9 protein-coding genes are annotated in these 13892 nt (G+C 71.5%); 5 read left to right on the top strand and 4 right to left on the bottom strand.

All coding sequences use genetic code 11. From position 1 onward, the window contains the following. Positions 1 to 228 precede the first annotated feature (228 nt). From KBI5_RS21255 to KBI5_RS21270, 3 genes are all read left to right on the top strand, one after another. Positions 229 to 3954 carry a TM0106 family RecB-like putative nuclease gene (locus KBI5_RS21255; RefSeq protein ID WP_198537866.1) on the top strand — a complete coding sequence of 1242 codons (3726 nt, stop codon included), beginning with the start codon at positions 229 to 231 and terminating at the stop codon, positions 3952 to 3954. A 217-nt stretch (positions 3955 to 4171) separates the two neighbouring features. Continuing rightward, a complete protein-coding gene (locus KBI5_RS21260) occupies positions 4172 to 5227 on the top strand; it encodes a LuxR C-terminal-related transcriptional regulator (RefSeq protein ID WP_241883073.1) in 1056 nt (351 codons plus the stop codon). A gap of 549 nt (positions 5228 to 5776) precedes the next feature. Then, the gene (locus KBI5_RS21270; protein ID WP_241883072.1) at positions 5777 to 8596 is read left to right on the top strand and encodes an MMPL family transporter; all 2820 of its coding nucleotides are present in this window, start codon (positions 5777 to 5779) and stop codon (positions 8594 to 8596) included. 66 nt (positions 8597 to 8662) lie between these two features. Here the strand turns inward: KBI5_RS21270 and KBI5_RS21275 are convergent, their stop codons facing one another. Next, positions 8663 to 9124: a ChaB family protein gene (locus KBI5_RS21275; RefSeq protein ID WP_083494793.1), complete on the bottom strand. Its 462-nt coding sequence runs from the start codon at positions 9122 to 9124 to the stop codon at positions 8663 to 8665. 206 nt (positions 9125 to 9330) lie between these two features. On the opposite strand from KBI5_RS21275, the gene KBI5_RS21280 reads away from it, so the two are divergent. Further along, complete coding sequence (locus tag KBI5_RS21280; protein ID WP_011435978.1) at positions 9331 to 10791, top strand: N-acetylmuramoyl-L-alanine amidase; 1461 nt, start codon at positions 9331 to 9333, stop codon at positions 10789 to 10791. 50 nt (positions 10792 to 10841) lie between these two features. On the opposite strand, the gene KBI5_RS21285 is transcribed toward KBI5_RS21280, so the two are convergent. Continuing rightward, positions 10842 to 11531, bottom strand: a complete 690-nt coding sequence (locus KBI5_RS21285) for a class I SAM-dependent methyltransferase (protein WP_085016244.1) — start codon at positions 11529 to 11531, stop codon at positions 10842 to 10844. Between the two features lie 280 nt (positions 11532 to 11811). On the opposite strand from KBI5_RS21285, the gene KBI5_RS21290 reads away from it, so the two are divergent. After that, positions 11812 to 12516 (top strand): FCD domain-containing protein, encoded by a 705-nt coding sequence (locus KBI5_RS21290; RefSeq protein ID WP_085016245.1) that lies wholly within the window; start codon positions 11812 to 11814, stop codon positions 12514 to 12516. Positions 12517 to 12609: 93 nt separating this feature from the next. On the opposite strand, the gene KBI5_RS21295 is transcribed toward KBI5_RS21290, so the two are convergent. Both KBI5_RS21295 and KBI5_RS21300 read right to left on the bottom strand, forming a co-directional pair. After that, positions 12610 to 12855, bottom strand: coding sequence for a hypothetical protein (locus tag KBI5_RS21295; RefSeq protein WP_011435981.1), 246 nt, complete (start codon positions 12853 to 12855; stop codon positions 12610 to 12612). Between the two features lie 26 nt (positions 12856 to 12881). After that, on the bottom strand, positions 12882 to 13352 hold the full coding sequence (locus KBI5_RS21300) for a LuxR C-terminal-related transcriptional regulator (protein WP_011435982.1): 471 nt from the start codon (positions 13350 to 13352) through the stop codon (positions 12882 to 12884). Between the last annotated feature and the right edge of the window lie 540 nt (positions 13353 to 13892).

Raw genomic sequence — 13892 nt, forward strand, 5'->3', positions numbered from 1 at the left:
ACCGCACGCCCCAGCCGATGGCCGTCGTCACCTCGGTGTCCCGCGCGACGGACAGGGCGCGTACCCAACGCCCGGCTGGTGTCGCCGCCCTCACCGGCCACCTTCAGTCCTTCGGGGCACGCCCGGCCGGGTTGGTCCGGACCGTGAACCCGGATCGGGAGAGGATTGGCACGGGACCGAACGGGATGGCCCGGATGGAAACGGGATGGCCCAGATGGGGATGGTGTCGTGCACAGGTTCGAGGACCGCTGGGTGGTTTCCGCCAGTGATCTTGTCGACGTCGTCGAGTGTGGGCATCGCGTCGGGCTTGCGCACGCGCTCGCCGCCGGGCTGGTGACCGGGGAGACGTCGGAGAACGGGCCGCGCCGGATCGACCGGGTGCGCCTGACCCCCGCGGACACCACTGCCGTGCGGCACGGCGAGGCGCACGAACGACGCTGGCTGGAGCATCTGCGCCGGTGTTTTGGCGCGGACGGGGTCGTGGCGATCGAGCGGCCCGCCCCCACGCTCGCCGCCCTGGCCCAGGCCCACGAGCGGACCCGCCAGGCGTTGGCCGCCGGGGTTCCCGTCGTCTACCAGGGGGCGCTGTTCGACGGCGCGTTCCAGGGGCGCCCCGACTTCCTCATCGCGGCGCATCTCGACCCGGTCGCCGGCGCATCGACCGGGCCCGCGGTCGCGGGCCGTTACGAGCCCTACGACGCCAAGCTCGCCCGGCACGCCAGTCCGGGAGCCGTGCTGCAGCTCGCCGCCTACGCGGCGGCCTTACCGTCGGTGGGCGTACCCGTTCCGCGGTTCATGCATCTGCTGCATCCCGCGCAGCGGGCCACCGCTCCAGAGCCAGAGCCAGAGCCCGCGCTCGGGGTCGGGGTCGGGGTCGGGGTCGTGCGCACGTTCCGGGTCGACGATGTCGTGCCGATGGTCGGGCACGCGCGCAGCCGTCTCGCCGATCGGCTGGCGGCTGCCCCCGCGGTTCCCGAACCGTCCTGGGCCGAGCCCCGGTCGGCCTGCGCCACCTGCGCGTTCAGCGCGCACTGCGCGCGCGGCCGGGCGGAGGCCCGCGACCTGTCGCTGGTCGCCGGGCTGCGCGGCGACCAGCGACAGGTGCTGCGCGCGGCCGGCATCACCGCGGTGGAGGAGCTCGCCGCGGCCCGCGACGACCAGCGGCCCGCGACGATGTCCCCGGCGACGTTCGCGGGACTGCGTCTTCAGGCGGAACTGCAGGCCGGGCAGGATGCGACGCGTACCGCGGACGACCCGGTCGGGACGGTGACCGTCCGGATGACCGGCCCGGAGGGTCTCGCGGCCCTTCCGGTGCCCGATCCCGGTGACATCTACTTCGATATGGAGGGCGATCCGTACGCGCTGGACGCCGCCGGTCTGGAGTACCTGTTCGGCGCGGTCACCCTCGCGGACGGCGAGCTCTTCCGGGCGTTCTGGGCACACGATCGGGCGGGGGAGCGGCAGGCGTTCGAGCGTTTCGTCGACTGGGCGACGGAGCGGTTGCGCGCGCACCCCGGCGCGCACATCTACCATTACGCGCCCTACGAGCCGAACGCGTTGCGCCGGCTGGCCGCGCGACACGGCACGCGGGAACGGCAGGTAGACGATCTGCTCGCCGGGCACCGGCTGGTGGATCTCTACGCCGTGGTCCGGCGCAGCCTGCGGATCTCCCAGCCGTCCTACTCGATCAAATACCTCGAACCGCTGTTCCTGCCCGGTGCCCGACAGGCCGAGGTGAAGAACGCCACCGACAGCATCGTGGCGTACGAGAGCTTCCTGGCACACCGCGCCGCCGGGGAGCTCGCCGCGGCCGACCGCGTCCTCGCTCAGATCGCCGACTACAACCGGATCGACTGCGTGTCGACCCACCGACTGCACCGCTGGCTACTGGGCCTGCGGGGGGCCGACGGCGGCACGCCGCGGATCGACACCGCTGCCGCCGTTGACACCGCTGCCGACGCCGCCGACGACGCGCTCGTCGACGCCGCCGACGACGCGCTCGTCGACACCCTCGTCGCGGGCCTTCCCGACGATCCGGCCGACTGGACGGGAGACGAGCGGGCGCGCGCCCTGCTCGCCGCGGCCGTCGGATACCACCGGCGTGAGAACAAGCCCGCCTGGTGGTCGTACTTCGCGGCGCTGACCGCCGATCGCGCCACGCTGGAATCGGCCGACGACTGCGCGGTCCCGGTGAGCTGGACCGTTGTCGAGGACTGGGTCGAACCGGCCGGGCGACGGCGGCGGAGTCGTCGACTGCTGCAGGCCCGCGTCGATCCGGACCGTCCGCATCCCTTCGACCGCGGCGAGGCGGTGCGGCTGCTCTACCCGGGACCGCCCGGGGCCGAGGGCGCCACCACCGACGCGGTCGTCGAGCGAGCCGAGCCGCACACGCTGCTGCTGCGGGAGAGCGTCGCCCCCGACGGCGTGGCCCGCAGGCCGCCCCTCGCCGTGCTGCCCGGATCGCCGGTGCGTCCGGAACCCAAGCCGGCGGCGATCCGCGGCCTCGCCCGCCGGACCGCCGACGCCCTGCCGGACCTGCCCGCGGACCCCGCGTTGGACCTGCTGCGACGTCGCCCCCCGCGGCTGGTCGGCCGGGACGACCTGCCGGCGCCCGGCGAGCACGACGGAGACCAGATCGCCGCCGTGCTCGCCGCGGTGAGCATGCTCGACGGCTCCTACCTGGCCGTGCAGGGGCCGCCGGGGGCGGGCAAGACCTACCTCGCCGGCAGGCTCATCCGCCATCTCGTCGAGCAGGGGCGCACGGTCGGGGTCTGCTCGACCAGTCACAAGGCGATCGAGAACGCGATGCTCGCCGCGACCGGCCAGCCGCCGGCGGACCCGAAGCCCGCGGATACCCGGGCCGCGGACGCCCGGGCCGCGGACGCCCGGGCCGCGGACGCCGTGCCCGCCTGGCGCCCCGCGGTGCCCGCCGCGAAGAAACAGCGGTCCGGGGCGAGGCCGGCTTCGGCGGCTTCGGGCATGTTCCCGCCCTGGGATGGTCCGCGGGATCTGCGGGCACTCGCGGCGTGGCGCCGGGAGCACCCCGAGGGCCACCTGGTCGGGGACACCGCCTGGGCGTTCGCGAACCCGGTGCTGCGTGGTGACCCCTTCGACGTTCTGATCATCGACGAGGCGGGGCAGTTCGCGCTCGCGGACACCCTCGCGGTGGCTGGCGCGGCCCGCAACCTCGTGCTCCTCGGCGATCCGCAGCAACTGCCGCAGGTGGTGGCCGGCATCCATCCGGACGGCGCGGACGCATCGGCGCTGTCGCATCTGCTCGGCGACGCCGAGGTGATCCCGCCCGAGTTCGGCTACTTCCTCGACCGGACCCGCCGGCTGCACCCGGCCGTGTGCGCGCCGGTGTCGGCGCTGGCGTACCGGGGGCTGCTGCACGCGCATCCGGTGGCCGGGACGCGCGCCGTGGCGGGTGTGCCGGCCGGGCTGTACCTGCACGACGTCGAGCATCACGACAACGGCACCCGGTCGGACGAGGAGGTGGCCGTGATCCGTGACATCGTTCGCCACCTGCTCGGTCGTACCCTCGTCGACGGCGGGCCCCCGCGCCCGCTCCTCGGCAGTGACCTGCTCGTCGTCGCCCCCTACAACCGGCAGGTGCGGGCGGTCGAGCACGCGCTGGGCAAGGCGGGCCTGCCCGGGGTGCGGGTCGGGACGGTGGACCGTTTCCAGGGCCAGGAGGCAGCCGTCGTCATCACCTCGCTCACCACGTCCAGCTCGGCCCAGGCGCCGCGGGGGCTGGACTTCCTGCTCTCCCGCAACCGGCTCAACGTCGCGATCTCCCGGGCCCAGGTGGCGGCGGCGCTGGTCATGTCACCGGCGCTGCTCGACAGCTCTCCCCGTTCGGTCGCCGAACTTCAGCTCCTCGCCGGGTTAGCCCGGCTGCGTGTCATGGCCCGAACGGACCTGCTCGCCGTGCGCTCCCCGATACATTCCTGACACTTTCCTGGTACGTTGCCGGAACCTGGTGGGTGGTGGCGATGAAGCCACGGAGTCCACTACGCGCCCGCGGCCCCCGACTCTCATGCAGATATGTAAAGTCCGTTTCGTCGGTATTTGTTTGTGCTTATTGTAAAGCCGGTGCTAGGATTCGCGACGTCTGGGCAGGTTGGGGAAGGGGATGCTCATGACTCTTACACTGGCTATTCCTAGCCGTATGCAAACTGTTCTGCCTCGGGCGCTCGTGCGCCTGCGGGCCTCATCGGGTGCACACATTACTTTCGGGGGAATGGTCGCACTCCATTCCCGCACCCTGACCATCACCAACGTGGACGGGCCGGGGCCGGCCGGGCTGATCGGTGTCGAGATCCCGTCCGGGATGGGCATCGGTGGTCAGGTCGTCAAGCATTGCCGGCCGGTCGTCATCAACGATCGAGCTGCCGCGCGAAGAGCGCTGCGATCCACCGCCGCGGAGATCGACGACACCGGTCTCGGTGCGATCATGGCGGTGCCGGTGTGCGAGGACGGCGCGGTGGCCGCGGTACTGTACGCCGCTGTCGAACCGGATCTGTCATTCGATGAGTCGGCTATTCACGCGGCCATGGCGGTGGCCCGGTTGATGGAGCGCGAACTCGGTCTCGTCAGTGGGGGGCCGCGGTCGAGAGTGCCGTCGGTACCGGTCCAGGGGCGGGTACCGGTCCAGGGGCGGGTGCCGGTCGAGGGGCGGGTGCCGGTCGAGGGGCGGGTGCCCGTTCAGGGCGGGGTGCCGGTCGAGGGGCGGGTGCCCGTTCAGGGCGGGGTGCCGGTCCAGGGGCGGGTGCCGGTCCAGGGGCGGGTGCCCGTTCAGGGCGGGGTGCCGGTCGAGGGGCGGGTGCAGGTGCCGATCCAGGGCGGGGTGCCGGGGGCCGTCCCGTTTCCGCGGATGCCGGGTCTGCCCCGGGAGAGCCTGCGGCTGGCCTATCGGGAGCTTCAGGAGGTCACCGAGCATGTCGCCGATCCGTTTCTGCGTGGTCGCATCGGCGGGGTGTCCGAGCTGCTGCGCGGGCTGCTCGCCGAGGAAACGAAGACGGTCGGACGGCTGACGCTGACCCCGCGCGAGTTGGAGGTGCTTGCCCAGGTCTCGTTGGGATTGTCCAACGTCGAGACGGCCCGCCGGCTGACGGTCTCGCCCGAGACGGTGAAGGCGTACCTGCGCAGCATCATGCGCAAGCTCGGTGTCCGTAACCGGACGGCCGCGGTACACGCCGCGCGCCAGATGGGAATGCTGCCCTGATCTCAGGGGTCCGCACCGGACCCCTGCCGGGGGTGTGGCCGTGGCTGCCGGTCTGGCAGTCACGGCCATTCGACCCCGCCGTATATTCCCGGCGCCGGTGTACGAGGATCTCGACCGCGGGTCGATGTGGCCTGCCATCGGTGCCATAGCGGCGTTTTCACGTTGTGCGGGCAGGAGTGGCGGGGCCGCCCGGCCGGCGAGCCGAGGCTCAGGCTGGACCTGAGGCATTGCCCTACTACCTTTGGGATTGTTCCCGGCATTCCCGCCCACTCCTCCTACGCCGCGGCGGCAGCCTATCCTCGAAGATTCTTCCAGTTGCCCTGCTTTCGGCGGCCGAATATCGATCGTGGCCGGGTTCCCGCTACACTTCTGCCTCCGGGCGAGGGTAGTTCGGAACCAGGACCCCAGGCGGGTCTACTTTCGAGGCGGAAGCTCGGGACTTCCTCGCAGTGCTCCATGCGGTGCTCCATGCCCGGACGTGTGGTCGCTGGCGGCCACCGTCCGGCCGTTACGAGATCCATCGGCACGGGAGATCCTCGAAGGAGCGTCATGCCGTCGTTCGCTGATCCGGCGCAGCAGCGCGAATCCCGACCCGATCGGGTGACGTATGCCGCGTTGTCGCACGGACGGGACGAGGGGTCGCACGGACGGGACGAGGGGTCGCACGGACGGGACGAGGGGTCGCACGGACGGGACGAGGGGTCGCACGGACGGGACGAGGGGTCGCACGGACGGGACGAGGGGTCGCACGGACGGGACGAGGGGTCGCACGGACGGGACGAGGGCTGGGCCGACCGCGGCCCCGCGTCGGCGGGCTCCACCGGCGCACCACCCCGTTCGCTGTTCACGATGGTGGCTGACGCGGCCGTCGTGTACCGGGGAAGGGTACTCGCCGCCGCCTGCCTGCTGGTGGTCGTGCTGCTGCCGTGGAATGCCGGAATCTACGACCAGCTCGCCACCGGTGGTTTCTACGCACCGGGCGATCCGTCGACGCGGGCTGAGCGGCTGCTCGACGAGGAGTTCCCGGACGCGCCCCCCGACGTCGCCATCATGCTGACGTCGGCCCCGGGTATCGACGGGCCGATCGCCGCCCGCCTGGGCCGGGAGCTCACCGGGCGGATCGCCGCGGAGCCGGGGGTGACCTCGGTGCTGTCGTACTGGCCGGGCGGGCCCAACGAGGCGAGCCCGCTGCTGCGTGCGAAGGACGGCCGGTCGGCCCTGATCGTGTTCCGGCTCACCGGTTCCGAGGACCGCATCCAGCACCGCCTGAACGCCCTGCACGACCGGTACGCCCACGATGGTCCGGGGGTCCAGGTCCGGTTCGGCGGGGCGCCCGCGGTCATGCGTGATGTGACCGAGCGCAGCCGTGTCGACCTGGCGCACGGTGAGCAGATCTCCGCTCCGCTGGTGTTCCTCGTGCTGCTCTACGCCTTCGGCACGGTCCTGGCCGCCCTGCTTCCGGTCCTGGTCGGCGTGGTGTCGGTGGTGTCGAGTCTCGCGCTGCTGCGGCTGGCGGCCACGCTCACCGACGTGTCGGTCTTCTCGGTGAACCTGACGACTGCCCTCGGATTCGGTCTCGCGGTCGATTACAGCCTGTTCATCTTGCGACGTTTTCGGGACGAACGGGACCGCGGGCTGCTCCCGGCGGCGGCGCTGCGCCGGACGCTGGAGACCGCCGGGCGCACGGTGTTCTTCTCCGGGGTGACGGTGGCGCTGTCCCTGACGGCCGCGCTGGTCTTCCCGATCTATTACCTGCGTTCGTTCGCCTTCGCCGGCATCATCGTCGTCGTCGCATCGGAGGTGGCCGCACTGCTCGTGCTGCCCGCGGCGCTGATGGTGCTCGGTGACCGCATCGAGCGCGGCAACGTCCGGCTGGCGTTGTCGCGCCTGAGACGCTCGGGGTCACGCCCCTCGGGTCGCCGGCGGTCCGGTGGCCACCGCGTGGGGGCCTCGGCGGCTGGCCGCGGCTGGTCGGCGCTGGCGCGGCGGGTCATGCGCCACCCGGTGTTCTTCGGTGGGGTCGCGATCTTCGTGTTGGTGCTGTGTGCCGCCCCGCTGCRCCACCTCGACCTCGCGCTGGCCGACGACACGGTCCTGCCGGCGACCGCGGAGGCTCACGTCGTCAACGACGCGATGCGGGAGGACTTCGTCGTCTGCCTGTCCTGCCAGATTCCGATCGTGGTGCCCGGAGTGGACGCGCGGGACCCGGGGAGCGCCGAGAAGCTGACCGACTACGCGACCCGCCTGTCCGCGCTGCCGGGCGTTGCCCGCATCGACACCGTCACCGGCAGCTTCCTGCGGGGCGAGCGGGTCGGTGTGGTGCCGAAGACTGCGATGAGGTACGTCGGAACGCACCGCGGCGCCTGGCTGTCGGTGTGGCAGACCGACAGGTCTCCGCTGTCCGAGTCGGCGAAGGACCTGGTCCGGAGGCTGCGGGCGGCACCGGCGCCGTTCGGCGTCCTCATCGGCGGACTCGCGCCGCACTTCCTCGACACCTCGCATTCCATCAAGCGGAGTCTGCCGCCGGCCTTCGCCGTCGTGATGACGGCGACCTTCATCCTGCTGTTCCTGTTCACCGGCAGCGTGCTCCTTCCGCTGAAGGCGATGTTCCTCAACACGCTGAACCTCGCTGCCACCGTCGGGCTGCTGGCGTTCGTCTTTCAGGACGGACACCTGACCGGTCTGGTCGGCGACTTCCAGGTGTCGGGCACGCTGGAGATGACCAGCCCGGTCCTGATGTTCTTCATCGCGTTCGGGCTCAGCATGGACTACGAGATCTTCCTGCTCGCCCGCATCCGCGAGGAGTACCTGCGGACGGGAGACAACCGCGATTCCGTCGCCCGTGGGCTGGGGACGACCGGTCCACTGATCACGAGTGTGGCGCTCGCTCTCATCGTGGTCATGGTTGCGCTGTCCGCGTCGGACATCAGCATGATCAAATTGGTGGGTATCGGGCTGACCGTGTCGATCGTGCTCGACGTGACCCTCGTTCGAGCGATCCTCGTCCCGGCGTTCATGGCCCTGGCGGGCGACTACAACTGGTGGGCTCCCGAGCCGCTGCGCCGTCTGCACGCGCGGTTCAGCCTGCGGGAGGGCGGCGACGAAGCGGCCTCGCACGCGGGGGACCCGGGGCCCGGGGGACCCCCCGACCCCGGGGGACACTCCGACCCCGGCAACCGCATGACGACGAAGATCATTTATCGGCGGGGGCGGGGAGAACCTACCCGAGGGGCCCGGCCGCCGGTCGGGCCGGCCCCGACCTGGCACTACTACCTGCGCCCGCGGCGGCGCGCGGACGGTGGGCCCTTACCGGCCATGATGGGTATCCGGGGTTTCGCACTCGACGACATCCGCGTCGAAAGCGCATAGGTAGTACGCATTAGGTAGTAAACGCCAATCTCGGCCTTGGCCGGTAGCCTCGGGAGCTGACGACTCCTACCCGCCGCCGCGGGCTTGCGCGGTCCGCCTGCGGTTGGCCTTCTTGATCGCATCGACGAGATCGTCCCTCGACATCGTCGAGCGGCCGGGGATGTCGAGCTCACGGGCGAGCGCGCGCAGGTGTGTCAGCGAGGCGTTCGCGTCCACGCCCTCGGCGGTCGGCCCGCTGTGCTGGGAGGCGGGCGTCGGCTTGGCGGCCTGATCGTCGGAGGGACCGGGCCGACTCTTCGGCCGCCAACGGTCCCCCACCTTCTCGTGGGTGTGCTTGAGCGCGGCAAAGGCCGCACGGTGGGCACGCGCACCCTCACCGTAGGTTTCCACCGCCGAGTCGTGGGTCTTCTTCCAGGTGCGGATGGCCTGATCGTCGGAGCGGGTGATGGTGGACGGAACGTCGTCCCGCATCTCGTCGGCCTGCGCCTTCTTGTCGGTCTTGTCGGTCCGCGGCTTCTTCCCGACCATGGCACTCCTCCTCCCGAACGGATGCTCAGGTCCTCCCGAGCGGATGCTTATGGACCTTCCCTCGATGCCGGGACGTATTCCCGTCCCCGTTGCCGCCGGGTAGCTCGTGGCCCGTGGTGGATCTCTTGGCGCCTTGATGCAAAGAGTGAGGCATCGGCTACCGTAGCGTGCCAATGTCTCGACCATGACGACCCGAAGGACGCCTCATGTCCCATGCCGCTGACCCGTTTCGTCGGCGTCGCCGTGAGCCCGGTCTGTCCCGGCGCGGAATTCTCGGTCTCGCCGGTGCCGGTCTGGGTGGAGGGGCGGAGGCGCTGCTCGCCGCCGCGCCGAGCAGCGCGTCCGCTGGCCCGGCCGGGCCAGCGGACGCGGGGGCCCGACCCGGTGCGGAAGCGCGGGCCCTCTCGGCGCCGGGGACGCGTGTCGTGCTCGTGCCCCGGACCCTGGCCGCCGTGACGAGGGGAGCGGGGCCCGCGACGTCGGATTTCGACATCGGTTACGTGGCGGTCCGATGGACACGTGACGGGAACGATCGCGCGGCGGATGGCAGGGCCGGTTCCGGGGGTGCCGGCACGGGGACCGCCGGGACCGCCGATGCCGGCGGTGCCGTTTCTCGGGGCGCCGAGATCCGGCTGCGCCAGCCGGGGGGTGGGTTCGACGCATGGCGGCCGCTGGCGGTCGGCTGTCCGGCGGAGCGGGACGATTCGCCGGCCGGGGGGAGGAGCGCCGCCGTGCTGGTCGCCGCGCACCGCGCGACCGGCTACGAACTGTGGTTGCCACCCGGCGCGACGTCCGTGACGTCCACCGCCCTGAACACGACGTCGGGGCCGTTGCAGCGGTTGACGGCCCCCATTGTGTCCGCCTATGCCGCCCTTTCCGCGATCTCGGCTTCCCGCGCCGCCCTTTCCGCGCCTTCGGCTTCCCGCGCCGCCTGGTCGCCGGGGCTCTTCGCCGCGCCCAGGTCGTCGCCGCCGCCCCGGGTCGCGACCGCGTCCGGGGTGTCGGCGGTCCCCGCCGCGCCGGTCGCCCCCGTCCGGCTGCCGGCGACGCTTGACCTGCGCTACCTGCCCCGGGCCGCGTGGGGCGCGGACGAGTCGCTACGGCTGTCCCCCTCGTCCGGCAGCGGTTGGAAACCGACGTACCACCCGGGCCAGGTGGTCACGGTTCATCACACGGTGACGCCCAACGACGATCCGAACCCCGCCGCCACCGTGCGGGCGATCTACCACTTCCACACGGTCGAGCGGGGATGGTCGGACATCGGGTACCACCTCCTCATCGACGAGGCGGGCACGCTCTACGAGGGCCGGTGGTCGGGAACGGACAGCGTTCCCGGCCACCGGGAGGACGGCTACGTGGTGACGGGCGCGCATGTGGCGGACTTCAACGCCGGCAACGTCGGCGTCGCGCTGCTCGGTGACCTGCGGACGCGCATCCCCACCGCCGCCGCCCGTCGCACGCTCGTCCTGGTGCTGCTCGCGTTGACCGGAGCGCATCATCTCGACCCGCTCGGCACCGTCCACTACGTCAATCCGGTGAGTGGCAGGCGTCGTACCGTCCCGGCCGTCAGCGGGCACCGCGACTGGATGGCCACCGAATGTCCGGGCGGCACGGCCTACACCGCCCTGGCAGGTGTGCGGACGGACGTCGCCCGGCAGCTGATGTGAGGCTCACCGGCTGGTGCCCCGCCGGGCGACGGGGTGGGCCGTGGACGGATTCAGGGGCGCCAGCCGGCATAGACCGCGAACCTGCCGTGCTTGACGACGCAGTCGACCGGCGCGAATCCGGCGTCGGCCAGCCAGTCGAGCTGGTCGGCGAGCGGCGCGCACCGATCGAAGGACATCCGCCGCAACGCGGCCTCCCACTCGGCGTCGTCCGAACCCGCCGCCCGGGCCTGCCGTTCGTGCATGTCCTCGTACTGCCGGGTCAGGGCGGCGGTTGGGCCGTTGACCTGCTCGAGGTTGACGAACAGCCCACCCGGCCGCAGGACGTCGCGCACCCGGCGGAACAGGTCGCGCTTGCCGGGGTCGTCGAGGTGGTGGATGGCCAGCGCCGAGACGACCGCGTTGAACGGGCCGGGAGGCAGGGCGGATGCGAGGTCCGCGACGGTGACGGCCTCGACCGGGCCGCCGGACAGCCGCGCCTGGGCCTTGGCCAGCATCGGCGCGGCGCGGTCGAACAGGTGCAACCGGACGTCGGGGACGGYCGCGACGACCGCGGCGGCCAGCAGACCGGTGCCCGCGCCGAGGTCGAGCACCGCCGGTCGGGCGCCACCCTGGCGTGCCACCAGGTCGCCGACCGATCCGTACAGCAGGTCGAAGGAGGGGACGAGCCGGCGGCGCTCCCCGTCGTAGGTCCCGGGATCCCAGCTGGGTGTCTCATAATATGAGATAGGCATCTCATTCATTGAACAATCATACGATCGGGCCCGGCCGCGCAGCACCGCTTCCGGCGGGTCCGCACATCGTGCGTCACCCCGCAGGTCCGCCCCGTACTCCGCCCCTTGGGCCTCGTGGCGCCCTGTACGCCGGCGTTCGCTCCCGCTCGTCCCGCTGTCGGCGTCGATCTCGCCGACGGTGTTGCCTTCGGTACCTGAAACTCACAGGTACCTGAAAGTATGATGTTGTTCGCGTCATGTCTCGGGAGGCGTCACGTTCGGGAGGAGGGACGCTCGGGAGGAGGGACGCATGAAACGGGTGGCCGCGGTGAGCACAGCGACGGCGGTCGCCCATGTCCTGYGGGAGGAGATTCTCAGCCGGCAGGACGGCGACCTGTACCTTGGCCAGGAGAACGAGCTGCTGGCCCGGCTCGGCGTCAGCCGGCCGTCGCTGCGTCAGGCGGTGCGGCTGTTGCAGGCCGAGGGGATCCTCACCGTCCGCCGGGGTCATCACGGCGGTCTGTACGGACAGCGGCCGGACGCGGCCGGGGTCGCCCACATGGCGTCGGTCTTCCTGCGCACCCGTCGGGCCTCGTTCGCCGACCTCAGCGCGACCCACGCCCTCATCACCACAGAGTGCGCCCGGCTCGCCGCGCTCAATCCGGATCCGGCCGAGCGGGGTCGGYTGCTGACCTTCGTTGACGCCGACGCCGGTGGGGACGCCCGCGACCACGCCCGGGCCCGGGCGCAGTGGGGCGTGCTGCTCGCCGAGATCGCCCGCAGCCCCACCCTTCAGCTCTTCGAGGACGTGCTCGGTTCGCTGTCGCGGTATCCGACCTCGCGGCCGTTCCTGCTCGACCCCGACAGCGTCGCCCTGGCCTGGGAGCAGTGTCGGTGGATCGCGGAGGCGGTGCGGGACGGCGATGCCGACACCGCCGCCATGCTGTGCCGCGAGCACGAGGACGCGATGGCCCGCTACCTCCGCGACCAGCCGGATGATCTCCTCGGCTGGTGAGCCGTCCGGCCGGGTCCATGCCGCCACCCTCGCGCATCGTCTGCCCGGCGATAGTGGCCGGCTGGCCGGGCGCGCGGGGTGGGGCCCCGTGCCTCAGACCGTGAACGTCCTGGTGATGGCCTGCTCGGTCTGCTGGAACGAGCCGTTGGAGTCGTGCACCGCCGTCTTGAGCGCCAGGATGTCCTCGGTCAGCTCGCCGGCCGCCGTCGACCACGTGGTCCGCAGCGGGGCGTACGCCTGCTGCTCCGTGCTGCGCCAGCTCAACGCCGCCGACCTGACGGCGGCGTTGGGGTGTCCGTAGGCGGATGAGCCGCGGGCCCCGGCGCCGCCGGGGTCCACGGGCCGCCTCGGTCCACGGGTCGGGTTCAGTCCAGCAGGCCGCTCTGCCGGGCGGCGTGCACGGCTGCCGTACGGTTACGGACCCCCATCTTGCGCATGATGCTGCGCATGTAGGTCTTCACGGTCTCGGCGCGGATCGTGAGGTGCTCCGCCGCCTCGACGTTGGAGCAGCCGGTGGCCACGAGGGTCAGCACCTCCATCTCCCGCAGGGTGAGGCGGAAGGGCGGCGGCTTCGGCGGGCCGGGCGTGACGACCGGTTCGTTGCGCAGCAGGGAGTAGATGTGCAGGATCTGCCGCCGGAGATGGGGGGCCGTCATCTGGGCGCTCAGCTCCAGTAGCTCGATCTGGGCCAAACGGACCCGCTCCCGCTGCGTGCGAGAGTCGGGCGGCTGTCCATCGGCGACGAATGGTCCCGGTGCGTGGTCAAAGCCGGCGGGGGTCATCGTCCGGTGCAGGCGCACCTGCATCGGGATCGAATCCGATGCCACTGGGCCCATTATGCTCCTCTCCCTATCCACGTCGATAACCCGGCTACCTCCGGCTGGGCGCCCCCGGCCAATCAGGCGCGTACCGGTGTATTCATGAAGGGGTGGTCGGTCCCGGGATCAGCCGTACACCACCTTTGTGCGATGCCTTCCATGATCCGATCGCGGGTGAAGTGGACACACCGCCACGTCGGCTCCGCTCCAGGCTGGCCGTCCGTCTTCGTCGGATGGCCGCTGCCGGCTACATCGAAAAGGTTATCTCCTTGCCCCGGCCGGTCGTCAATGGTGTCGCTCCCATGGGTGAGAACATACTGCTCCCCCCAGTCGGAAGGTTCGAGGGTAGTCTTGAATGCTACCCCGAAAGGGGCTCCTTCGGGTGCGTCATGTCACGTCGCCGCACCAAGGTCCCCCTCGGTTTGAGGGGGTGCGAAGGAGATTCCTGGAGGTCGGCGGAAACCCGCACGTCAGCGGGTTGATGGTGGGCAGCGGAAACGGCCTCGGGAGTTATCCGATGAGCCGGCTGGGTTAATAGATGGGACGGCGGCGGATGAT

The sequence above is a fragment of the Frankia sp. KB5 genome (assembly GCF_002099325.1).
In the GTDB taxonomy this organism is placed as follows: Bacteria; Actinomycetota; Actinomycetes; order Frankiales; family Frankiaceae; genus Frankia; species Frankia casuarinae.